Raw genomic sequence first — 23,288 nt, 5'->3', positions numbered from 1 at the left:
ATCGTTCACACGAATTCCTGCAGCACCCCATTGGCGACAAACCAATACTCCGGTTGCAAGAGAAGGGAGCCCTCTTCGATCTTTAGGACGCCGGCCTTAAGATAACGCTCCAAAACAGCAGGATAAAGCTCAAAAAGCTCCGCGCCGACCTCTTTTTGGAACTGGGACAAATTCACCCCATCTTTAAGACGCAGACCCAGTATTAAAAGTTCTGCCATTTGCTCATGTTGGGAAAGAAATTCATTCTTTTGACTATCCACCGGAAGTTCCCCTTGAGACAGCATCTTTGCATAGAGAAGAATGTCTTCAACATTTTGATAACGGCGGTTATTCAGGCAAGATACGGCACTTGGCCCTATCCCTAAATAATCCTTCCTGTGCCAGTAGCCAAGATTATGCTGACATTCATAACCCGGGAGGGCGTAATTAGAGACTTCATAATGCCGGTATCCCGCCTTGCCCAGTATCTCCCGGGCCAAGTGGTACATCTCGGCCTGGCTGTCATCATCAGGCAAATTCGTAAGCGATTCCGAATTCAGGGCCAGCGGGGTACCCTCTTCGACCATCAGCCCATAAACAGAGAGATGCTCAGGCCGGAGCCTTAAGGCCTCTTCCATGGTATCCCGCCAATCGGCCTGGGTCTGCCCTGGCAGTCCGAACATCAAATCCAGATTAAGGTTCTTAAAGCCCGCCTCCCTGATCAGCTGCACCCCCTCCCGAACCTCCTCAGTCCGATGGATTCTGCCGATCTGTCTTAACAAGTCGTCATTAAGGGATTGAACTCCTAAAGATATGCGATTGATCCCTTGCCGGCTGAGGAGCCGGAGCTTTTCAGCCGTAAGGGTACCAGGATTGGCTTCGATGGTTTTTTCCCCCCCATCCTTAAACCTTAACTGACCATGAATGATGGTTAAGAGAGCGCCCAGTTCCGCTTCCGGCAAAGCCGTCGGCGTCCCCCCGCCAATGAAAAGGGTCTCTATCTCCTCCTGAACCTCTTGTTGTCTTAACCCAATCTCCTGCCTCAGCTCAACCTCACGGTTTAAGCCTGCTAAATAAGCTTCAGCCTTGACTTCCTGCCAGGGCTCCGAATAAAAAGCACAATAATTGCATTTCTGCACACAAAAAGGAACATGGATATAAAGGGAAGGCATGGCCTCACCCCTTTCCGGGGAGAGCACTCCCCAAATTCTTTTGGATAAAAAGACAGCGAACTCCATGCCCTCAAGGGAACAGACAGCTCGCCATTTCTTGTCAAGTATTTAAATTTCAGCATAAAACGGCACGTGATGTATGAAGTATGCAAACTGCACAAACTGAAACTGTGTAAACCGGGACCTGTCCCCATGATTCACCGTGATTCACACCCATGATTCAGTCGTCAATCTTCAGCACCGCCATAAAGGCATCCTGGGGTATTTCCACGCTTCCCACTTGCTTCATGCGCTTCTTACCTTCTTTTTGTTTCTCCAGAAGCTTCCGCTTACGGGAGATGTCCCCTCCGTAACACTTGGCCAGGACATCCTTGCGCATGGCTTTGACCGTCTCTCTGGCCACAACCTTTTGCCCAATCACCGCTTGAATGGGCACCTCGAACATCTGCCGGGGGATGATCCCCCGCAATTTTTCCACTAAGCGGCGGCCCCGGGCATAGGATTTCTCCTTGTGGACGATAAAGGAAAGGGCATCCACCAGCTCACCGTTGAGAAGAACATCCAGCTTAACCAAGGAAGCCGCTTTGTATCCGGCTAATTCATAATCCAGGGAAGCATAGCCCTTGGTCCGGGATTTAAGCTGATCAAAATAGTCATAGACAATCTCACTTAAAGGAAGCTCGTAGTGCAAAGTGACTCGGTTAGCGGACAGATAATCCATGTTGAGGAAATTGCCCCGCTTTTCCTGATTCAGCTCCATGATCGCCCCCACAAAATCCGAAGGCACCATAATATTGGCTTTGACGATGGGCTCTTCAATGGTCTCAATCTCATCGACCTTGGGAAGATTGGAGGGATTATCAATACTTAAAACCTCTCCATCGGTTTTATTTACCTTATAGACCACGCTGGGAGCCGTGGTAATCAGATTCAAATCATATTCCCGCTCCAGACGCTCCTGAATGACATCCATATGCAAAAGTCCCAGGAAGCCGCAGCGGTAACCAAAGCCCAACGCGCTGGAGGTCTCCGGTTCAAAAACCAAGCTGGAATCATTGAGATGAAGCTTCTCCAGGGCATCCTTCAACCGTCCGTAATCACTGGAATCCACAGGATAGAGACCGCAGAAGACCATGGGTGTGGCCTTGCGATAGCCCGGAAGAGGATAGAGGGCTGCGTTCTCAGCATCGGTGATAGTGTCCCCCACCTGAGTATCCCTTACGTTCTTGATGCTGGCCGCAATATAGCCTACCTGACCGGCCTTGATTTCATCGACGATTCTTAAAGCCGGCGTAAACATCCCTACTTCTGTCACATCAAACACTTTCCCCGAAGACATCATCTTGATCTGAGTTCCCTTGGCCACCCGTCCTTCCATAACCCGGACATAGGATATGGCCCCCTTATAAGCATCGAAATAGGAGTCAAATATCAAGGCCTTTAAAGGAGTATTGTCATCCCCCTGAGGCGGGGGCACCTTGGCAACGACGGCTTCCAGGATATCTTCAATCCCAATTCCCGTTTTGGCAGAAGCCAGGATGGCTTCACTGGCATCCAAGCCAATCACATCCTCGATCTCCTGCTTAACCCGCTCCGGTTCAGCACTGGGCAGATCGATCTTATTGATGACGGGAATAATCTCCAGATTATTTTCCAAGGCCAAGTAAACATTGGCCAAGGTCTGTGCTTCAATCCCCTGAGCCGCGTCCACAATCAGTAAGGCTCCTTCACAGGCTGCCAAACTACGGGATACTTCATAAGTGAAGTCAACATGACCCGGGGTATCGATCAAATTCAATTCATAAGTTTGTCCATCCTTGGCAGGGTATTGCAAACGAACGGTCTGCAATTTAATGGTAATTCCCCGCTCCCGCTCCAGATCCATATTGTCCAGGACCTGGGCTTCCATTTCCCGCTTGCTGAGAGCACCTGTATATTCGATCAAACGGTCGGCAAGTGTAGATTTACCATGGTCAATATGAGCAATAATTGAAAAGTTGCGTATACGTTGTGAGGCCTGTGCCACAGTTTTTACCCCTCATTTCAACAAAATCCAGTTTCGTATCAGAAAAAACGAGTCTTTTTTCAGGATCCATTCTAAACAAATATTATACCGCCAATTATTTGTTTGAGCAAGAATAGAAAGAGGAGTTCAATAAAAAAGTTCGCCCCAGACTTACTGAAGCGTCCTTTTCTTCAACCCTTTCTCCCCTATTGAACAGCTCCTACTCCGCAAGGCGGGATTCCGGCAGAACGATAAAAGCGGTGGGGACTTCCCGAGGGCCGTAAGGGCTGCTGGGCTTGTTCTTTACTTCTCCCTCATAAACTAAAGTAGACGATGAGCCTCCATCTAAATTCGCCCCATTAACCGCGCCATGTTCGATAAGAATATCCTGAACGTCCTTTAAGGTCGCGCCAAGGCTTCCTAACTGCCTGCCATCGATGACGAGAAGAAGGATGGTCCCATCATGTGTCTGACCAATAGCAGTCCTTGGAGCAATCCCCCAGCCACCATCTCCATAGGTAATCATGGGTTCACCATTAACGATAAGAGCGGGGCCGAAGGATACGGCGTCCCGGATGCCCAGTTCTTCAATCTGTTCCAAAGTATAGCGGCCTACAACCAAGACATCATGTTTAGTTATCCCAATTAAACTATAAGTCTCCCAATTATCCTTGTGAATGATCTTTCCTTCAGTGATGAGAATTCCTGTGGGTGTCCCCCCAAAGCTCACTCCTCCAGGATCCGCAAATCCCCCGGCATTAATCCCGGCTACTGCATGATTATTCTCCACAAATTCAGAGACCTTTAACCCTCGATCCCCTAATTGATCTGTGGCGGCTAAACGGACCCGCTGAGGATTGCCTACTTTCAAAAGGTATCCCTGAAAACCTTTTCCGGAAACCTCTACCAGTTCAAGGGCCGGTTTTTCCTCGATGATCGGCTTGAGAACATTCACAGCTTTTTCATCCGTATTGACTTTGGGCTCTGAAACTTTGTTTTTCTCCATAATCCTATTAATCTCTTCTTCACTGACAAACCAGGTCGCTAAATATTGGTGGCTATATGTGGTCATAGCCGTTGTTACATAAAGCTCCTTAAGCCCTGTTAAAGGCCCGTGAAAAATCAGGAGAAAGGCAAGAGCCATACCGAGAAGACACAGGATCAGGAATCCCAAAACGGCTTTCAAGAGAATAAAGATGATTGACCTTTTCTTTTTTTGACCGGCTTGTGCAGCTGATTGTTCGTACTCTGCTCTGATTTTCAACACCCCCATGAAGAGAAAGAAGAAGCAATGACTTGCTCCTTCTTAATTTCTATGAAGTTAATCGACATAATAACACTGGACTTTGTATTTTATTATACCAGAGATCTGCCCCATAGCCTAATTATTTCGCTGCTTCCAAAGCTTGAGCTACTGCCGCTTTGATTCCCTCACTGGTCATGGTGGCGCCACCGACAGCATCCACTTCCGTGATTTGCTTGCGGATGATTTCTCCCACCACGCCCTCTTCAGCGTTCTCGAATATACCGGGGGTTTCGGCATGATCTTTCAGGGTTACTTTAATCACTTCTCCGTCTTTAACCACGACTTCTACCTTAATCTCGCCGCCTTTACCTTGACCGACGCCGGTATAGGTGCCATCTTTGTAGTTGGCTTCGACTTCCGGTTTTGCTTCAGCCGGTTTAGCTGCTGCCTGAATGGTGGGTTCCGTGGTTCCGCCGTTTTCCATGACATAAGCATGAGCAGCCGATCCGGCGATACGGCCAAAGATGACGATATCGGCAACAGCATTGCCGCCAAGGCGGTTTCCACCATGAACTCCACCGGTGATTTCACCACCGGCAAAGAGTCCCGGAATAGGATTGCCGTCTGTATTGAGCACTTGAGCTTCCGTGTTGATCTTCACCCCACCCATAGTGTGATGAACGGCAGGAGCACATAAGCCGGCATAGTATTTAGATTGGGTAAGAGGGAATTCCATACTGGCCCGTCCAAAATCCGGGTCGCTGCCGGAAGCTTGATATCCGGCATATTTCTCCATAGTTTCTTTCAAATTAGCCGGGTCAACGCCGATTTGTTCAGCCAGACCCTCAATCGTGTCGGCTTCAACAATGATTCCACCCTTGATATAAGATTCGATAGCTTTTAAGCTTTCACGAACCTCTTGATCAAATAATAGATAAGCTTGACCCTCTGTTTGTTTCAAGATGGCTTCGGAAACCACATCACGAGTTTCTAATTCATTGATAAAACGTTTTCCTTCCTTATTCACGAGGATTGCACCATTACCGCGAACCCCTTCAGTGTACATCGTTTGATCCGTAGGATTTACGGTGGGATGAGTTTGAATTTGCTCCATATCGACGAAGCCAGCACCGATTTTTTCGGCCATAACGATTCCGTCCCCAGTGGCCCCTTTATGGTTGGTTGTAGCGAACCCTGCCAAGGCTGGCTTGTACTTCGTGACCATTTCGGCATTGGCACCAAAGCCGCCGGTAGCCAGGACCACAGCTTTGGTCTTGATGGTGTAGGTTCCTTCTTCACCGGTTACTTTGACTCCGGTTACTGCTCCATTAGCATCCACAAGAATTTCTTCAGCTTTCGTGTTAAGAAGAACAGGAATACCTAATTCCTCAACTTTATTGTTTAAGGTAGTAACGAGCATAGGACCGACAGCGCTTGTATCCGAAGGACGGTGAATCCGTTTTACACTGGCCCCGCCAAACATACCGACCACGCTTAAATCGCCGCCAATGTCGTTGACCCAGTCTACCGCGGCAGCGGAGTTTTCAGCCAAAGTTCTGACCAGTGATTCATCATTAAGATTATGTCCGCCCTTCATGGTATCTTCCACAAAAAGCTCGATGGAGTCTTTGATGCCATCTCTTTCTTGATATTTTGTAGGAGCTGCATTTAAACCGCCTGTAGAACGGACACTGTTTCCGCCTGTAATAGGCATTTTTTCGACAAGAACCACATTCTTCGCACCATCCTGGACCGCTTGAATGGCTGCTGTCATTCCTGCTCCACCGGCACCAATGACCACGATATCGGTACTTTTGTCTTGTACGGCAGGTGTACTTGTTCCAGGCGTTTCATTGACTGCCGATTCTGTACCGCAGCCAGTGATAGGACCAACGACCATTAAGAGAGCAAGAATCAACGCACTAATCTTTTTCATACTCCTTTTCCTCTCCTTTTTTAGTTTTAGTCGGGAAGTTCAGTAGCCCTTTGTCAATCTATTGAACCTTCTCTTTTGTTCATAATAAGTCTTTCACAAGAAACTGAACAGTTTATGTAAGTTTATAAAGCGTTATGTAATTTATGAAAGTGAATGCCGAGGCATTCACCCCGGCACTTCTATTAAATCTCTTTTAAATACTTTTTAAAGCCCTTTACTTTCAACTGATTGAGCCGATGATAATTTACCGGTCTCCCTACAGCTCCATAACTGATCTCTGTATTCACAACCTCTTGCTCACGTAAAAAGCCTATATATTTACTCATGGAAACACGGGAAATTCCCACCCGCAAGGCCATTTCTTCTGTAGTAAAGGCTGTACCCTGAGTTGCCAGGATATGATCCCAGACCAATTTCAAGGTATCGCCGCTAATCCCCTTAGGCAGATCAGATTTTTTATCAACCGTCTCTTCCTCTTCCATATTAAAAATCTGCTTATCCAAATCCTTCTGACTGAGCGTTTGCTTGTTCTTCATAAGCAGTTCTCTTTTTTTATAAACATTGAGCGCATCCCGAAAACGCTCATACTCAAAGGGCTTAATCAGATAATCCACCGCACCATGTTGCAGGGCCTTCCGAATGCTTTGGCTATCCGTGGATGCCGACACAATAATGACATCAGATTCTATCTCGCTTTTGCGAAGTTGAGTGAGAAATTCCAGACCATTAATGCCGGGCATAAAAATATCCAGAAGGATCAAGTCAACTTTTTTCTTTTTTAGCACCTTCAAGGCATCTGCTGCCGTTCCGGCACTGGCAACCAGTTGAAATCCTCCGATTTGTTCCAGATAATAACGATTGAGTTCAGCGACCATGGGATCATCTTCTATAATCAGCACTTTAATCATAGCGTCTCCTCCAAAGGGTCATAAGGTAAAAATATTTCAAACGTGGTGCCTTTATTATCCCCTGAATCAATTTGCATCCGCCCTTTGCGCTGTTCCACACTCTTCTGAACCAAAAACAACCCAAAACCGCGGCCATTGGATTTAGTGGAATAGCCTTTAACAAACATATTCTTCATGACCTGAGCGGGAATTCCTGATCCCTGGTCTGCGACCCGGATGAGCAATTCCCCTTCACCATAAACAAGGCTGAGTTCCACTTCGTTAGTGTCCTTCTCCTTCACCGCCTCAAAGGAATTGGTTAAAAGATTGCCAATAATGGTTACCAGGTCATGAACCATAGACGAATCCTTGGCCTGGGGGCAATAGCTCTCTTCATTAAGCACCAGTTCACAGCCGTTTTCCCTGGCATTACTCATTTTAGCCTGGATAAATCCCGCCAGGATTGGATCACGGATATTGCGGACGATTGGCCCGCCCTTGGTCTGATATTGATGGGCGATCTGACTTACATAAGGCCCTAGTTGTTCATATTTCTTCATATGAACCAAACCGAGAATCACATGAATTTTATTCATAAATTCATGGGTCTGAGCCCTTAAGGCCTCCGCATAAACCTTTACTCCGGACAGCTCTTCTCCCAATTGCCTAATTTCTGTTTTGTCCCGAAACGTTGAGACAGCGCCCACAATTTCCCCATCGACTTTTAAGGGGACCGTGTTGGTAAGAAGGGTAACTCCCCTGACATCATATTCTAAATCCAGCACCGGCTCACCTTTATCAAGAACGCGTTTAAATACCGAATCAGGAATCATCTCACTATCCATCTCTTTGACATCACCGATTCCCGCCAGGCTCATAAGACGTGCCGCTTCAGCGTTGGTTAAAGTGACCTTTCCCTCGGCATCGATAGCCACAATCCCTTCCCTCACCGACTCCAGCATAGCACTGCGCTCCTGGAGGATTCGGGCGATTGCAAAGGGTTCCAGCCCAAACATAATTTTCTTGATACGCTTGGCCAAAAAGATTGCCCCCAGGATCCCTACAATAAACCCTAAACCCATACCGAAATAGGTCCTTGACCGGCTTTCCCGCACAGCCTCTTCCACAGTATTCATAAGAATACCTACAGCGACGGCGCCTATTTGCTCACCCTCTTCATCAAATACGGGAGAGAAGGCCCGCATAGATAAACCCAAGGTTCCCTTAGCTGTGGAAATATGTTCCTTGCCCTGCAGAACCGTTCCTTCATCTCCCCCCATAAAGGGTTTTCCCAGTTCATTGACATTGGGGTGGGATACTCGGATACCTTTCATGTCCATGACCACAATATAGTTTACCTTAGTCAAGTCCATCAATTCACCGGCATAGGTCTGAATCTCCCTTTTATCCCGCCGGCCACTGAGGCCATCAATTACAATCGGTGAATGGGCCACGATCCGGGATATATTCACCGCCCGACTGGCAATATTTTTTTCCGTGGCAGTGGCTACTTCTTCGCTTACCAAAATATTCGTAACCAATAAAGATAGGAACACCACTAAGCAGATTAATATTAGTATTGTTTTTTCCAGACTAAGATAACGCCTAGGCTTTTTCATGGTGAGAATTACCCTCTCCTGAAACGTTTCTGAAATAGACCAAGGGTCTGTTCAAACTCTTCCATACCCATGACCTTGGTTACGGCGGCAAAAATGAGAGCGCCCAGCAACGTACCCGCCAGCAGGACAAAGATGGAAGCCAATTTCCCTACTCCGACAAGAGAGGTCAGCCACTGCCCCCCAAACCAGACTGCCAGTCCCATCACACCGGAAGCTGCTAAAGTCTTAAGAGTAGTTGCAAACATTCTCCGGCCGTCAATGGATTTTAAGCGCTTGCGCAGGAGGTAAAGAAGCAGAATCGCATTAAGTACAGCAGCTAAGGACGTGGCAAAAGCCAATCCCCCAGTCTGCAAGGGTTTGACCAGGAGAAACATGAACGCCACATTGGCCAGCATGGAGATAATGCCGATGACCACCGGAGTCCAGGTATCCTGAAGGGCATAAAACATCCGCGGCAGAATTTGAATCACAGATTGGGCCGAGATCCCCACGGCAAAATACAAAAGCGGAATAGCCGTAGCGAAGGTGTCAGTGGGGGTAAATGCCCCATGCTCAAAGAGCACCCGGATCAAAGGATAGCGCAGAACAATCATGCCTATAGAAATAGGCAAGGTAATAAAAATCACCATACGCACAGCAAGGGATGAAGTCAGAACAAAATCCTTCCACTTATTCAGGGCAGCATGTTCGTTTAAGGTCGGAAACACAGCGACGGCAATAGCCAGAGCAAAAATGCCCACCGGCAGCTGGTATAAACGGTAAGAATACCACACCGCCGTCAAGCTGCCTTCGATAAGGTGAGATCCTAAGTTCGAGTTCACTACTACTTGGATTTGGTTCAAGGAATAGCTGAGAATAATCGGAACGGCCAGAACCGCTATTTTGCGGACTCCGGGATGCCGCCAATCAATGATGGGATAATAACGAAGGCCTTGACGGCGCAGAGCAGGTATCTGCACCACAAAGTTAAGCAGGGCTCCCACCACGACCCCGATGGCAAAACCTGAGATGGATTCCGGCTCATCAGGTCGGGCCAGAATCACACCGAAGAGAATGACACTGGCATTATAGAGAACCGTACCCAAGGCACTGGGCCAAAAGATCTTATAGGAGTTTAAGATTCCCATGGTAATTCCGCTTAAAGCCAGGAGCAGGGGTTGAATCAAGATAATTCGGGTGAGCAGGACGGTCAGAGCTTGGTTTTCCGCTGTAAATCCGGGAACCTGCAAACGAATAAAATAGGGAGTAAAGATCAGGGCTAAGATAACCAAAGCGCTTAAAAGCAAAAGGATCAAATTAATGAAAGAACTGGCCACCCGCCATCCTTCCTCTTCCTTTCCTTTATGGATATATTCGGAGAATACAGGAATAAAGGCAGAGCTTAAAACTCCGCCTACTAAAAGCCAATAAATTAAATCCGGAAGAATAAATGCCGTTTGGTAAGCATCGGTCACTCCCGTTTTTCCATAGAAATTCGCCATCAAGGATTCTCTTAAGAAGCCCAGAATCCTTGATGCAAGCTGTGTAAGCATTAAGAGTCCGGCCGCCATAGCTACCGTCCGCGTACCTGACATAATTTCGTCCCCTTTTGCCTCTCATCTTGATGCTAAAATTCTCTAACTATGGAATTATATCATTCTTTCAGCCAATCCGCCAATAGACTTCCCAAGACTTCTGCCGTCCCTTGCGCTTCTGCAAAGGTGTTCAGCTGACTGCCGATTTCAAACAGAATGGCTCCATCCAGCAAATGCTGATTATAGCGGGCATCCGAGGCATAGGTAATGCGGGGAATAAATAATCCCGGGTAGTTCTCTTCCGCAAAAGCAATCAGCTCTTCAGCGATGGCTTCATTGGTTTCCCAATGGGGATTTTTCTGACCAATGACGATCATGACTCGGGCAACTTCTTTACCTTGAATCATCACTGTGCCTTTATTGACTCCCGGAGGCAGCCCGTCCCGATGCAGATCCAAGAGGAGTTTCATGGAGGGGTAGTTCTTAACCAAAGCTGCGGCTGTATACAGAGACTTGCTGTAAGCTTTATTAAAATCCTCAACATCATGAATATCCAAAGCCTGAACAGTCCGAATGCCATGCTTCTCCAGAGATTCCTTTAACGTTTCCCCTACGCGGACTATCTCTCCGTCCCCCTTATCATCCCGTTCCCCTCCCCCGTCGCCGGCATAGCTTTCCGAATTGTGAGTATGGTAGATGCCAACAAGCACCTCATCATCCAGTGGCAGGGCCGGTTCTTCATGCTCTGGCGGTACAGGGGATGGGGTAAGGGGAATCTCCTCCAATTCAGGTATTTCTCCTTCATACTCCGGGTCCCCGGGATTATAGGCCCAACCGATCCAGGCCGGCCCCCCTGGCGGGGGTGTGAAATAGCTGAAGAAATAGGTGCGGGCATCGGCGATATTGACTCCAGTCAATAAAAATGTCCCTAAGGAGACCCCTTGAGTTCTAATCTGATTAAGATGCTCCCTTTCCGGCTGGGAATAGCCGGGGATTCCTTCCAGTATAAGAGCTTCGAAGGGGAAGCTTTGCTGGGCCATAACACGGACCAATTGACGGGACGTTCCTTCTTCTAAAGCATAAACGAATAAACCCAGGAAAAGAAGGGTCAGCAAAATAAGAAGAAAACCGCGAGCCCAGCGGGCCGAGGGCCAAAAACTCCATCGCCACTTCTTCGTGGAAAACATATTTTCTTTCAGCAAAAAACTTGTCCCCCTTTCCTTCTTTACTAAGAAATATGAGGGACAAGTTCTTCTTAGAACCTTTTATGCATTTATTTAGCGCAGTTCAGTAGGTACAAAGGCATCAACAATTCCGATGACCAGAGATGCCAGAAGAGCGCCAATGATGCTGACTTGAATCGAGCCGGGTACAATAAACTGGCTGACATAAATCACGACAGCCGATACTAAAAAGCCGACAACTCCCCGATGCACACGGGTGACTTTATCCCGGCCAAAGGCCAGCTCCACTACATATCCCAAGACAGCAATGACAACGGCCGCAATGAGTGCCCCGGTAAAGCCGGCGACTTTGAGACCGGGTACTAAGTAGCTGACTAAGAGAAGGACTACGGCTGAAACAAGAAAGCGGACAATCATTCCTAACATAGGTTGTTCCTCCATTTCAAATTGAATTCTAGGCATTTAGCCTAAATACATCCTTTATAGTCTGAACAATTTTATAAATATTATTTATCCTGCATTAATCCTTGTAAATTTTAGGATTCAATGATAAAATAGTCTTTGCGTAATCTGATGGAAAGATTCGATCCAAAGGGGGTGACCAAAAGTGCCAAATATTAAGTCCGCAATCAAAAGAGTTGAAATCGCTAAAGTCCGCACCATTAAAAATGCGGCTGCCAAATCAACTTTACGCACAACGATTCGTCGTTTTGAAGAGTCTTTAAGCACGGACGCCGAAACCGCAAAACTTGCGTTAAATAAAGCTACCCGCGCTTTGGATAAAGCTTCTTCCAAAGGTTTAGTGCACAAAAACACGGCTGCTCGCAAGAAGTCCCGCTTAACCAAGCGTTATGCGAAGCAATTTGCGCAGGTGGGCTAAGTCGTCTATACACAATAGGAATAATTAAAACGACATAGAAAGAGCGTGTCGCTCTGTGTTTATATTATGAACACAGAGCGACACGCTCTTCTTATATTGCTTACATCTCACAAAATTTAACCACCATCAGCTCCAGCAGAAACTCAGGCTCCCCTTTTCCGGTCTTGATGGCCACATCCGTTTCCAGACATTCTCTTAGGGCCCAGGATAATTGCTCCCAGGTCAATTGGGCCGCTTTCTGCCATATTTTTTGGGCTTCATAAGGCTTAATACCCAGGAGTCGGGGAGCTTCTTCCACACCTCTTCCCTGTTGCCGCATCGCTCGTGCCCCGAGGAGCAGGCGAACCTGACGGGATAATAGAGTCAGGACTTTTAAGGAATGTTCCTGGCGCAGCACTTGTTGAAGCTTTTGCACCGCTTCCTTCGCGGAGCGGGCCGCTACAGCATCCAAGAGTTCAAAGACAGTGGCCTCCACCGCCTGGGGAACCAAACTCCTGACATCTTCTGTCCGGATTTCTTTGCCCTCCACAAATAAAGCGAGCTTATCCAACTCCTGACTTAAGGCCCCTACCTGATGTCCTCCCCACTCCAGAAAAAGAGCCTTGACTTGGGGCTTCATGGTTTTTCCCCGGGCAGCCAATTCCCGATCCAGCCAAGCACTCCATTCCTGCTGTCGCTTGGGGCTGCCGAATTCCAGGATTGACCCCTTTTTCTCGATAGCTTTAAAGAACTTACGCCCACGATTCACACTTTGGGCAAGGAAAACAAGACAAGTCCCTGGATTGGGATTTTCAAAATAAGCGAAAAAAGGTTCCAAAGCATCCCCTTGACCATCTTGAAAATAGGGGATATCTTCAACGATAATCAGTTTGCCGCCAAAAAAAGAGACCGTATTGGCGATTTCCACAATCTGCTCCGGTCCGGTACTTTTTCCAGATAGAATTTCTATGCCACTGCCCGATGGGTCTTGGGCAAGATAACTATTCTTTAATAATTGAAGAGCTTCTTGAATAAAAAACCGCTCCTCACCATACCAAAGATTGACGGAAGGAATTTGATTCTTGACAATTCCTTGCCGAACTTGATCTATTTCCCACATAACAGCCCCTCCCACCCTCTTATTGTAACCAAGGAGAGGCAGGAAAGCAAAAGAAAAGACCCCTCCAAAACTGAAGGGGCAAAAGAAAGAGGAGGAGAAAAGAGATGTTCCTTCCTATTCTTACCACCCCGTTAAGTTTTATACATTTATATGTATAATTTTTTTAAATTTAATTTTTAGCTGTGCTTTTAAAAGTGTTTCTTCAATTTATCCTACTCCTGCCGGTGATAACCTCCACAGATGTCCCATCAAGCTTTATCTGAATGGTCCCGTCCTCATCCGTTCTATAAATCGGAACCTGCCGCTCACTCCAGTACTCCAGAACTTGTGGGCTGGGATGACCAAAAGAGTTCTTCCCTACGGGAATCACCACCGCTTGGGGATTGATTTGAGCCAGCATATCCGTCATTAAAGAATAACGGCTGCCATGGTGAGGGATTTTGAACACGTCTGCTTCATAGCTCAGCCCTGAGCCATAAATTTCTTCCATCTGCTCTTCTTCCATATCTCCCGTTAAGAGCACACTTTGTCCTGCTTGGTTTTCCAAACGCAAAACAAGGCAATTATTATTCTCATCAGACTTGGTCCCCCTCAATACTTCACCAGGGGCGATCACAGTGAGCGTAATCTGGGAATCCAAAGTCAATTGATCGCCACGGGACAACCTTTCCAGGGGCATCTTTTCCAGCATCTTGATAAGCTCCCGGTCCGGCCCGCCTTCTCCCCAACTATTCTGAGAACTATCTTCCGCCTGGCCCTCCCCAAAGGAGTCATAGTTCAGCCAGTCCAACCCATCCTCAGGAATCCCGACCCAGCCCACGGGGATAGTCTCAAGAATTGCCCCGGCCCCACCTACGTGATCCCCATGGGGATGGGTCAGAATAAGGGCATCCAGGCGCTTGATCCCTCGCTGCAGGAGATAAGGCACAATAACCCGCTCTCCTGCGTCAAAGGTACTGGTCTTAGGCCCTGTATCCACCATAATCCGGATTTCTTCAGGCGTCTCAATGAGAATGCAATCCCCCTGCCCCACATCAATGAAAGTCACTTGAAGAACACCCGGTGCATGCCAGGGACTCCATAAGAAAAGCAGCAGGAGAACCACGGCCAGAACTCTTTCCCCTTTAATCCCCAGCTTTGCCCACCCGGCCCAGAAACTCTCCTGGCCCTTCCTATTCCGCTTGATGAATTCTTGGCATTTTGACCACCATCTCTCACTTTGGGGCATTACCTTTTGCAGGGCTGCTCCAAGCGGCCTCATCAAAGCAACCCCTCGTATAATCCAAGGCTGGCCAACCCGGTACAAATTCCCCAGCCCCATCCTGATCATAAAGCCAACCTTTTCCTTCCCCACAAGAAGTACGAGAAACCAGCCATACCAACATACCCAAAAGAGAGGTCCGGGATTCACCACCCAAACATCCGCCCAGGGAATCCGGGCCAGCTGCATAAGAAATTCACTTACCCCAGTTAAAAGCCAAAGGCTGACCTGAAATAAGGGCAGGGCAATCTGAGGAATGAAGGAGAGAAAAACAGCGAGAATTCCCAGTTCAAAAATACTTCCCAATACAAACAAGGCCAACAGATTGGCCAGAACTCCGATAATGGATAAGCGGTGAAAGGCGCTTATCATCAGAGGCAGGGTAGCAGCCTGAGCGGCACAGGTCATAGAAAAAGCACTCTTAATCGACTTGGGCCAATCCCTGACCCATGGCATTTTCTTCAGGTCAGCACTTAAGACAAGTATTCCCCAGGTGGCCATAAAGGAAAGTTGAAACCCTATATCTTTGAGAATTAATGGCTGCCACATAAAGAGCAGGAAGGCAGCAAGCAAGAGGCTCCTGCAACTATTTCCTCTTCCAGCTTCTCTCCCCTTCCCCAATCTTCCTAATAAAACAAAGACCGCCATGATCGTTGCCCGCAGAATCGGCGGATTACCTCCACAGAGCAGGGCATAAAAAACCAAGAGGGCAAGGGTTATTCCCAACCGCCACAAACGGGGCAGAAAAAACAAAAAGTTCCAGCAAAGGAGCAGGAGAAAGGCCACATTGGAACCGGATGCCGAAAAGACATGATAGACTCCTGTAATCCGATAACTTTCCAAGGCTTCCTCCGGTATCCTGCTTGTATCCCCGAACAAAATTCCTTCCAGCAGGCTGGTCTGGGCTTGAGGATAGTCTACCAAGAGCTTCTGCACATGATTCCGAACCCGCCAGCTTAAGCCAGCAGTGCCGGTCCTCAGTATCTCTACCTCACCTTGGGCTGTAATCCATCCCGAAAGGCCACGGACAGCGTTATACAGGGGATAATCAAACTGACCCTGAGTTCCCGGAGGCTTGGGCTGCTCGATCTTGGCCGTAAATGCCAGCGTATCTCCCGGTCGGACAAGATCCCACCCCGCCGGAAGATTTCCCTCAGCATCAAAATAAACCCGCAGACGGTATTTTTTCTTAAAAAAGTCCCCGGGTTCCGGAACATCGACAGGTCCCAGAATTTCGAATAATCCCACCGCTCCCTCTTCATGAAGAGACCAATCCTGCAACTTACCCGCAACCTGAACATGGCTCACAGTAAGGGGCGGAGCCAATGCCAGTTTTCCCGTCTGTCCAAATCCAAATCCCACCAGAATACTGGCACAGAGGATGAGGATTTCAGGCCGTAACTCAGGGCCGAAGAAATCCCGGGGTCTCCAGAAGAGGATGCGCAGCAGCACCCATAGAAAAATCCCCAGAACAATCCACCACATGGGTTCTGGGGTGTAAACTCCTATCAGACCACCCATAAGCAAGGCGGTTAAGCGTCTAATCCAGGGATCCCTCATGGCCCCACCGTGACCATATCAGCCATCTTGGCATAGGTCTTATTCCCAATACCGGAAACCTTTTTCAAATCCTCAGGCTGAAGAAAAAGACCATGCTCCATCCGATATTGAATAATCCGTTCAGCAAGCGCAGGTCCAATCCCCGGCAGCTTATCCAATTCGGCGGCATCGGCTGTATTGATATTGATTAAATTAGAGGAGCGTGATGGGGCAGCTGCACCCAGGTTAGGGGTGACTGTGGCTGTCTGCCCCTGGGACTCTCCCTGGGACCCGGCGGCTGCCAGAGCAGGCTGAGGTTGCGGTTGCGGCACCGGCTTATATGGCACAATGATCTTCTGGCCGTCCTTTAGCTTCTCCGCAGGGTTAATCTGATCGATGTTCGCTTCAGGCAAAGGGCCAACCTGCTGCAAAGCGTCATGTAAACGGGCATTCACCGGCAAATGAACCAACCCGGGCTTTTCCACCGCCCCGGACACGTAAACGATGATTTCCCGATTTTCAACCGCCTTCTCCACCATTATGGCCGAATTGTGAGGCAGGATAAATTTCCAGACCGCTGCCACGATCAAAAGACCTAAGACTCCCCACCAAAAGTAACGGATCTTGCGCTCCAACAAAATCACCCCATAATCCTCAGAGTTACTCATCATCCCCTAAACAATATGGGGTTTTCTCCACATTTCCCTTCAATTCCTCTCTCGAATTCCAACAAGGTTTGTCGATTTTTCCCTTCTTAACGTTTTAATAATACTGTAGCAAATGGCAAACATAATGAACAAGAAGGGAAATCCACCCAGGATCGAGGCCATTTGCAGGGCATCCAACCCTCCATCCCCAAGCATCAGCAGCAGCCCCGCAGCAGCTCCCATTGCTATTCCCCAAAACAGCTTTAAGGGAATCCTGGGGTTTTCGTTCCCACCGCTGGAGAGCATACCCAGGACGATTGTGCAGGAATCAGCAGATACGACAAAGAAGGTAAAGATGACAAAGATCAATATGAGTGAAGTGATCTCCCGGAAGGGAAACTGTTCAAACAAGACGAATACCGCACTGGAAATATCCACATTAATAGCATTGGCCAAAATACCCTGGGACACTTGATTAAGTTCAAAGCTCAACGAAGTCCCTCCGAAAATGCCAAAAAAGATCATATCCAGAAGAGTTGGAGCGATCAAAGCGCCTAAGACGAATTCTTTGATCGTACGCCCTTTCGAAATCTTGGCGATGAACATGCCGACAAAGGGGGCCCAGGCAATCCACCAAGCCCAATAAAATATTGTCCAGCTGCCCAGCCAGCCGCTCTGTTCTATGGGATCCGTCCAGAGACTCATGGCAAAAAAGTTCTGAATATAAACCCCTGTACTGTTGACAAACATATCCATAATAAATTTCGTGGGACCGAACAAAAAGACAAAGAGCAGCAAGCCCCCGGTGGCGATTAAACTCAGATCCGAACCTATTTTTATTCCTTTCAGATTAGGAGTACAAGCCGAAATCAGATAACAGATAATGACGATGGCCAATATCCCTAAAAGCAGGGGAATACCTTGAGGAATGCCATAATTATAAGTAACTCCAGCCGCCAACTGCTTAGTACCCAGGCCGATGGTGGTTGTCATACCAAAAAGCGACGCCCAAAGGGTAATAATATCAATCAATTTGCCGATAGGGCCATAGATTCTATCCCCTAATAGTGGATAAAAGCAGCTGCTCAAGAGCATCGGCATCTTATTGCGGAAAATAATGACCCCCATGGCCAGCCCGATGAGAACAAAGGAAGCCCAGGCACTGAGTCCCCAATGAAAAAAGGAGATAGCTAAGGACCATTCCGCTGATTGAGATGGGCTAAGGGCATTGACATAAGCCGGAGGGTTGAGAAAATGATTAATGGGTTCGGCAATGGACCAGAATACCAACCCTACTCCCATGCCACAACCGAAAAGCATGGCAAACCAGGAGAAGGTGCTGTATTCCGGTAAGGTATCCTGGCCTCCCAGTTTGATATCGCCATAGCGGCTGAAGGCTAAGTAAAGGCAAAAAAGCAGGAAAAAAAGAATCCCCACAATGAACAACCAGCCCCACTGCTGAATGATGTAGTCAAGAATGGTATTCGACACATGGCTCAGACCTTCAGAATCAACCACACCCCAAAGGAGAAAACCCACCGCTAACAGAGCTGAAATGATAAATACATAGGGATCAATATTCCCCAACAGGGCCCAATTCACGGTTTTAGGCTGCCTGTTGAGAACTTTACTGTTCTTGGAATTTGTATCGGTTTCCATATCCATTCTCCCCTCTATCTCTGGATTTTTCTCTTGGTTTGGCCTATAGTATGTTATAGGCACCTGTTATCATTCTATTTTGAAATTTCAAGGAACATAGGTGATGGTGATGAATCGGTCAAGTCTGGATGGCTTCTTTGATCCTTCTTACCTGGAAAATATATTAGGTAATTTTACACAGGCCACAGGCCTTAGAATCGAGGCCGTCAACTATCGCGGCGAGACCTTTTCCATTCCGGGAAGTTTGGACAGGTCCCCTTTCTGTCAATGCATCCGCAACAATCCTCAGGGCAATAAACGCTGTATTGATTCTTATAAACGGGCCACCAGCGAAGCCGTCAAATGGGATGAACCCTATTTCTTCCGCTGCCATGCAGGCCTTGTGATCTGGGCTGTTCCCATCCTCAGCAAAGACATTACTTTGGGAAGCATTATCTGTGGCCAGGTTCTCCTCTGGAAGCCGGATCGCTTTTTTATTCAGGAATTACAGGATATCAGCAAGGGGCTTAAAATCGACCCGGAAGAATTAAATCAAGCTGTTCCCAATCTCTCCATCATATCCGCCGACCAGGCCCAGGCTGCCGCTAATCTTCTCTTTGTGGTGGTCAGCCATATCCTTAAAAACAATCTGCGGGCCTTAGAAGAAGAGAAAGCCTACAAGGTCTTACAGCAACAGCTCCATGATCAAATACTCAAACGCAAAAAGGGTCCCCGGAGAACGGATATCTCTTATGAATCCATCTTAAAAGATGAAAGGAGATTTCTTCAATACATTCGGCTTGGGGATAAATCAAGAGCCTTTGCTACCTTGGAAAACTTAATCATCAAAATCTATACGAAATCCACCGGTGAGCCCCAATTAGCCAAAGACAGAATCGTTGAGTTGGCTGCTTTAACATCCCGGGCCGCCGTGGAGGGGGGTTCCGACGCGGAACAAGCCGTAACCATTCTCAGTTCATTCTACAAAAAACTGGAGAATATGGAGCGGGTCGAGGAGATCATCTACTTCATTAAGCAGATTGTTGATGAATTTCTGGAAAACATCTTTATCTTAGCTGATAAAAAACACTTAAGCCTGGTCAAGGATGCCCGCTCCTTCATTCTTCATAATCATGCCCAGCCTTTAACGATTGCGGATGCAGCCCAACACCTCTTTATCAGCCCTTCTCACCTTTCCAGACTTTTTCGTCAGCAATTGGATTGTACATTTAATGATTACTTAACCCGTGTCCGGGTGGAGAAAGCCGTGGAACTCTTGAAGAAACCCGAATTCAGTGTCAAAGATGTGGCATTGGCCGTCGGTTTTCAAAACCAGAGCCATTTTGCCAAAGTCTTCCGCAAATATATCGGAGTTACGCCTTTAGTCTATAGAAACAGCCTATTTTAAGGGATGAAAGGAAGTAAACAATGATCCTTAATCAATTGAAGGATTCCATCTTAGAAGGAGAAGCTGAAATAACTTATGATTTAACTCATAAAGCTTTATCTATGGGCTACCCGGCCCAAGTCATCCTGGAAAAAGGCCTGATCGCCGGTATGAACGAGATCGCGGATAAGTTTCGTGAGCGCAATGTGATCATCCCCGAAGTTCTCATGGCGACCCGTTCCATGCATGCCGGGCTCAGTCTGTTGGAGCCCCATCTCATTTCCAGCAGCCCCAATAAGCCTGGCAAAGTCATCGTCGGGACTGTGGCGGGAGATTTGCACGATATCGGCAAGACTCTGGTCAAAACCATGGTCATGTCCCTCCGCATTAAAGTCATTGATCTTGGGGTTGATGTCACCCCCAAAAAATTTGCCGATGCTGTCCGCAAGGAAAAACCTGAGATCCTGATGATTTCTGCCCTGCTGACCACGACGATGGGGGTCATGAAGAGCATCATCAAGGAGGTGCGGCAGCAAAGTCCCAGTGTCAAGATCTTTGTTGGCGGCGCACCGGTTACTGAAGAATTTGCCAGTGAAATTGCTGCAGACTATTATTTTGAAAATGCCTTCGAGATAAGAGATTATCTCAAGGAAAATTATGATAAACTCTTCCTCCGCAAAGACTAAAGAAGCCCTGGCTCGCTCCAAAGACAAGGTTATCCCTTTAGTCTGTTGGCTCCAAATACATACTTCTCATAAAAAAATTCGTAAAGGTTTTGTCCCCGCCCAGTTCGATATGTTGAATCCGGCGGGCGAGCTCTGCCCCCTCGGCAAAGGTCCCCTGATTGAGAAGGGTGCGAATGGCTCCCAGGTGGGCTGCATTGCCTGCCATCTTAATCTTCTCCGGATCCGTATGGGGCGTCAGCCCAATGCTGAGGATGGACTCCTTCTTAAGATAGGTGGCAAAGGTTCCCGCCATGACGATGGAATCCAAATCCCGGAGCGAAATGCCGGCCAGGCTGACCAGGGTTTTAATCCCGGCACATACTGCACCTTTAGCCAGTTGTAAGGCTTCGATATCTCTTTGACCTAAAGAGATATCTTTTTTATGCTGCCGGCCAAAAGCAAACACAAATTCCCAATAATCCTCTTTCTTGCGTATCCGCGACTTTAACTCATCGGATAAGCTGCAATCCTTATGATCAGGATCAACGAAAGCTCCTTTTCTATTGATGATACCGGCTTGGCGCATTTGGGCGATGCCATCGATCAAACCTGAACCACAAATTCCGAGGGCTTCTTCATCCCCGATGACCCGGAGCTCCACACCCTCTTCGTGGATTCGTATCCCTTCAATAGCACCGGGCTTTGCTCTCATGCCATGGAAAATGCCCGCCCCTTCAAAAGCCGGACCTGCTGCGGTAGAACAAGCCAGCATCATTTTTTCGGTTTTGAGAACCAATTCGCAATTAGTGCCTAAATCAAGCAGAAGATGATTTCCCTGAGTCAGTACTTCAGGCGCACCAAGGAGGGCTCCCACCGTATCCCCGCCCACAAAGCTCCCAATGTTAGGCAGTATCTGAACGACAGCTTCCGGATTGCTCCCCAGACCCAACTCCTTGGCGGAAAATTCGAGGGCCTGATTATACACTGAAACATAAGGTGACACAGCAAGATTGGATACATCGAGCCCCAAAAAGAGATGACTCATGGTTGTGTTGGCAACAATCGTCATTTTATAGATGGAGTTACGGACGATCTCATGCTGGAGTACCAGCTCATCGATTAGGGTGTTAATGGTACTGCGGACCGCTGCGGTAAGCTGAAGGCGGTTCTTCAGCCCTTCCCCGGCATAGGCTATTCTGGAAATAACATCGCCGCCAAAGGCTGTTTGCCCATTTTCAGCAGATACACTTCCCAGAACTTCCCCTGTCTTCAAATCGATCAGGGCCACGGCGACACTGGTGGTACCGATGTCGACAGCCAGCCCATGCAAAGCCGTATCATGTCCCGGTTGAACATCAATCACCCTATTCTGCCAGGTGACCGCAGTGATTCGATAGTCTAGTTTCCGCAGAGTCCCGGGAAGTCTCTCCAGAACTCCCAGAGAGGGAAGAGCTAACCCCTGCTCCGGCATCACCTTTCTATATTCATCAATAATTCTATCCCAATCCCCACGTTCATCTTCCAGACTGGGCTGCGGTATGGTCAGGGAAATCCCGCTCAATCCGGAATCCAAAGCAACTTGGTCATCCCTGCGCAGCACCGTGTTCTTGCGATCGAAGGAATTGGACAGAGTCACATCGATTTCCATCCCTTTTTGAGGCTTGACCTGACAAGCAAGGCGGACGCCCTCCTCAAGCTCCTCGACGGATAAATATCTTAAATCGGCAGAAGTTGCTTCAGGCACCCCTTGCCTAAAGCGGACCTTACACTTTCCACAGGTTCCTTTGCCATTGCATATATTATCGATCCCGATGCGGTTTTCAATTAAATTAAGCAATAAATTTTTACTGTCCTCTATCTTTACCTCTCCGTAATGCTTTATCCTGATGATCACCGTTCTCCCTCCCCTGCTTTATGTCTACGTCGGCTCACCTTCGGCAAAATGTTTCAGGGTCACAGGCTGACCTGGCTCAATGAACACCACATCCTCCAGCTTTTCTCCCCGAACCAAGGCGTTGAGCAGGCCGGCATCGCCTTCCATCTCCTCGATCTCCCAGCCGAAGAAATCAGCTATTTTCTGCAGCTTACCGTAATAGGAATCCGGCATTTCCATACCCACCGATTTAATCAGCATGGCTTTATTGTAGTGTCCGTAAAGGGCTTGGATGATCTTCCCGGCCTTTTTCTCACCATACTTTTCCACATATTCAAGGTACTCGTCATAGGGAGTACGGCCATAGTCCAGCCACCCCTGGCTGAAGAAATAGGTTCTGGTATTTTTGCAGAAAAGCTCCAGATAGCGGGCATTGGAACCCATCAACAGACCGATGCAATCATGGGTAGTCGGTATCAGCATGGGAACGGCCGGCGAAACTAAGTCCACCAAAGTATTGGAGCAACGGCCGTAGGTCAGGACAATCAGATCATAATCCTGGCTGGCATCAATGATCTCTTGAATTTTTTTATGGAGTTCCGCCGGTAGGGCATGATAATTAAAATCAAGAAATTCACAGTCCATTAATCCATCATTCTTTAAGGCTTTGACCTCGTTCATTGTGGAATGACAACCGATCAGTTTAATTTTCATAGTGATTCTCCTGATGAGGTAAAACACCCAGATGCAAAATCTG

18 protein-coding genes are annotated in these 23,288 nt (G+C 47.8%); 3 read left to right on the top strand and 15 right to left on the bottom strand.

The features are described from left to right. Window positions 1-5: 5 nt before the first annotated feature. From hemW to DESLBE_RS21320, 9 genes are all read right to left on the bottom strand, one after another. Complete coding sequence (gene hemW / locus DESLBE_RS21360) at window positions 6-1,151, bottom strand: radical SAM family heme chaperone HemW (RefSeq protein WP_144678163.1); 1,146 nt, start codon at window positions 1,149-1,151, stop codon at window positions 6-8. 220 nt (window positions 1,152-1,371) lie between these two features. Then, window positions 1,372-3,177: a translation elongation factor 4 gene (gene lepA, locus DESLBE_RS21355; RefSeq protein ID WP_144678162.1), complete on the bottom strand. Its 1,806-nt coding sequence runs from the start codon at window positions 3,175-3,177 to the stop codon at window positions 1,372-1,374. A 199-nt stretch (window positions 3,178-3,376) separates the two neighbouring features. After that, window positions 3,377-4,429, bottom strand: a complete 1,053-nt coding sequence (locus tag DESLBE_RS21350) for a phosphodiester glycosidase family protein (protein WP_005816491.1) — start codon at window positions 4,427-4,429, stop codon at window positions 3,377-3,379. A 112-nt stretch (window positions 4,430-4,541) separates the two neighbouring features. Further along, window positions 4,542-6,338 carry a flavocytochrome c gene (locus tag DESLBE_RS21345; protein ID WP_015945160.1) on the bottom strand — a complete coding sequence of 599 codons (1,797 nt, stop codon included), beginning with the start codon at window positions 6,336-6,338 and terminating at the stop codon, window positions 4,542-4,544. 182 nt (window positions 6,339-6,520) lie between these two features. Then, window positions 6,521-7,246, bottom strand: a complete 726-nt coding sequence (locus DESLBE_RS21340) for a response regulator (RefSeq protein WP_005816493.1) — start codon at window positions 7,244-7,246, stop codon at window positions 6,521-6,523. Beyond that, window positions 7,243-8,844: a sensor histidine kinase gene (locus DESLBE_RS21335; RefSeq protein ID WP_015945161.1), complete on the bottom strand. Its 1,602-nt coding sequence runs from the start codon at window positions 8,842-8,844 to the stop codon at window positions 7,243-7,245. The genes DESLBE_RS21340 and DESLBE_RS21335 overlap by 4 nt, the downstream gene beginning before the upstream one ends. Window positions 8,845-8,852: 8 nt before the next feature. Further along, window positions 8,853-10,418 carry a murein biosynthesis integral membrane protein MurJ gene (gene murJ, locus DESLBE_RS21330; protein WP_144678161.1) on the bottom strand — a complete coding sequence of 522 codons (1,566 nt, stop codon included), beginning with the start codon at window positions 10,416-10,418 and terminating at the stop codon, window positions 8,853-8,855. A 59-nt stretch (window positions 10,419-10,477) separates the two neighbouring features. Then, complete coding sequence (locus DESLBE_RS21325) at window positions 10,478-11,560, bottom strand: stage II sporulation protein P (RefSeq protein WP_011460881.1); 1,083 nt, start codon at window positions 11,558-11,560, stop codon at window positions 10,478-10,480. Window positions 11,561-11,635: 75 nt separating this feature from the next. Beyond that, window positions 11,636-11,968: a phage holin family protein gene (locus DESLBE_RS21320; RefSeq protein ID WP_015945164.1), complete on the bottom strand. Its 333-nt coding sequence runs from the start codon at window positions 11,966-11,968 to the stop codon at window positions 11,636-11,638. A gap of 181 nt (window positions 11,969-12,149) precedes the next feature. Between DESLBE_RS21320 and rpsT the strand changes: the two genes are divergently transcribed. Beyond that, window positions 12,150-12,422: a 30S ribosomal protein S20 gene (gene rpsT, locus DESLBE_RS21315; protein ID WP_005816503.1), complete on the top strand. Its 273-nt coding sequence runs from the start codon at window positions 12,150-12,152 to the stop codon at window positions 12,420-12,422. A gap of 100 nt (window positions 12,423-12,522) precedes the next feature. Here the strand turns inward: rpsT and holA are convergent, their stop codons facing one another. The 4 genes from holA to DESLBE_RS21295 form a co-directional block, all read right to left on the bottom strand. Further along, window positions 12,523-13,521 carry a DNA polymerase III subunit delta gene (gene holA, locus DESLBE_RS21310; protein ID WP_018305635.1) on the bottom strand — a complete coding sequence of 333 codons (999 nt, stop codon included), beginning with the start codon at window positions 13,519-13,521 and terminating at the stop codon, window positions 12,523-12,525. Between the two features lie 202 nt (window positions 13,522-13,723). Continuing rightward, window positions 13,724-16,342: a ComEC/Rec2 family competence protein gene (locus tag DESLBE_RS21305; RefSeq protein ID WP_144678160.1), complete on the bottom strand. Its 2,619-nt coding sequence runs from the start codon at window positions 16,340-16,342 to the stop codon at window positions 13,724-13,726. Then, window positions 16,339-16,992 carry a helix-hairpin-helix domain-containing protein gene (locus tag DESLBE_RS21300; RefSeq protein ID WP_005816508.1) on the bottom strand — a complete coding sequence of 218 codons (654 nt, stop codon included), beginning with the start codon at window positions 16,990-16,992 and terminating at the stop codon, window positions 16,339-16,341. Before DESLBE_RS21300 ends, DESLBE_RS21305 begins: the two co-directional genes overlap by 4 nt. Before the next feature lie 36 nt (window positions 16,993-17,028). Continuing rightward, a complete protein-coding gene (locus DESLBE_RS21295) occupies window positions 17,029-18,627 on the bottom strand; it encodes a BCCT family transporter (RefSeq protein ID WP_035214686.1) in 1,599 nt (532 codons plus the stop codon). Window positions 18,628-18,736: 109 nt separating this feature from the next. On the opposite strand from DESLBE_RS21295, the gene DESLBE_RS21290 reads away from it, so the two are divergent. Both DESLBE_RS21290 and DESLBE_RS21285 read left to right on the top strand, forming a co-directional pair. Next, a complete protein-coding gene (locus DESLBE_RS21290) occupies window positions 18,737-20,014 on the top strand; it encodes a PocR ligand-binding domain-containing protein (protein ID WP_026198760.1) in 1,278 nt (425 codons plus the stop codon). A gap of 20 nt (window positions 20,015-20,034) precedes the next feature. Beyond that, window positions 20,035-20,679, top strand: coding sequence for a corrinoid protein (locus DESLBE_RS21285; RefSeq protein ID WP_005816513.1), 645 nt, complete (start codon window positions 20,035-20,037; stop codon window positions 20,677-20,679). A gap of 37 nt (window positions 20,680-20,716) precedes the next feature. Here DESLBE_RS21285 and DESLBE_RS21280 read toward each other — a convergent pair whose 3' ends face one another. Both DESLBE_RS21280 and DESLBE_RS21275 read right to left on the bottom strand, forming a co-directional pair. Beyond that, window positions 20,717-22,552, bottom strand: coding sequence for an ASKHA domain-containing protein (locus tag DESLBE_RS21280; RefSeq protein WP_005816514.1), 1,836 nt, complete (start codon window positions 22,550-22,552; stop codon window positions 20,717-20,719). A gap of 24 nt (window positions 22,553-22,576) precedes the next feature. Next, window positions 22,577-23,245, bottom strand: coding sequence for a DUF1638 domain-containing protein (locus tag DESLBE_RS21275; protein WP_005816516.1), 669 nt, complete (start codon window positions 23,243-23,245; stop codon window positions 22,577-22,579). Window positions 23,246-23,288 lie beyond the last annotated feature (43 nt).

The sequence above is a fragment of the Desulfitobacterium sp. LBE genome (assembly GCF_007830365.1).
GTDB classification, from domain to species: domain Bacteria; phylum Bacillota; class Desulfitobacteriia; order Desulfitobacteriales; family Desulfitobacteriaceae; genus Desulfitobacterium; species Desulfitobacterium hafniense.
This window is presented reverse-complemented; position numbering and strand designations above follow the sequence as displayed.

Coding starts and splice junctions, on each gene's coding strand:
- hemW (WP_144678163.1), bottom strand. CDS start 1,151: ATGCCTTCCCTTTATATCCATGTTCCTTTTTGTGTGCAGAAATGCAAT.
- DESLBE_RS21350 (WP_005816491.1), bottom strand. CDS start 4,429: ATGGGGGTGTTGAAAATCAGAGCAGAGTACGAACAATCAGCTGCACAA.
- DESLBE_RS21345 (WP_015945160.1), bottom strand. CDS start 6,338: ATGAAAAAGATTAGTGCGTTGATTCTTGCTCTCTTAATGGTCGTTGGT.
- DESLBE_RS21340 (WP_005816493.1), bottom strand. CDS start 7,246: ATGATTAAAGTGCTGATTATAGAAGATGATCCCATGGTCGCTGAACTC.
- DESLBE_RS21335 (WP_015945161.1), bottom strand. CDS start 8,844: ATGAAAAAGCCTAGGCGTTATCTTAGTCTGGAAAAAACAATACTAATA.
- murJ (WP_144678161.1), bottom strand. CDS start 10,418: ATGTCAGGTACGCGGACGGTAGCTATGGCGGCCGGACTCTTAATGCTT.
- DESLBE_RS21320 (WP_015945164.1), bottom strand. CDS start 11,968: ATGTTAGGAATGATTGTCCGCTTTCTTGTTTCAGCCGTAGTCCTTCTC.
- holA (WP_018305635.1), bottom strand. CDS start 13,521: ATGTGGGAAATAGATCAAGTTCGGCAAGGAATTGTCAAGAATCAAATT.
- DESLBE_RS21305 (WP_144678160.1), bottom strand. CDS start 16,342: ATGAGGGATCCCTGGATTAGACGCTTAACCGCCTTGCTTATGGGTGGT.
- DESLBE_RS21300 (WP_005816508.1), bottom strand. CDS start 16,992: ATGATGAGTAACTCTGAGGATTATGGGGTGATTTTGTTGGAGCGCAAG.
- DESLBE_RS21295 (WP_035214686.1), bottom strand. CDS start 18,627: ATGGAAACCGATACAAATTCCAAGAACAGTAAAGTTCTCAACAGGCAG.
- DESLBE_RS21290 (WP_026198760.1), top strand. CDS start 18,737: ATGAATCGGTCAAGTCTGGATGGCTTCTTTGATCCTTCTTACCTGGAA.
- DESLBE_RS21285 (WP_005816513.1), top strand. CDS start 20,035: ATGATCCTTAATCAATTGAAGGATTCCATCTTAGAAGGAGAAGCTGAA.
- DESLBE_RS21275 (WP_005816516.1), bottom strand. CDS start 23,245: ATGAAAATTAAACTGATCGGTTGTCATTCCACAATGAACGAGGTCAAA.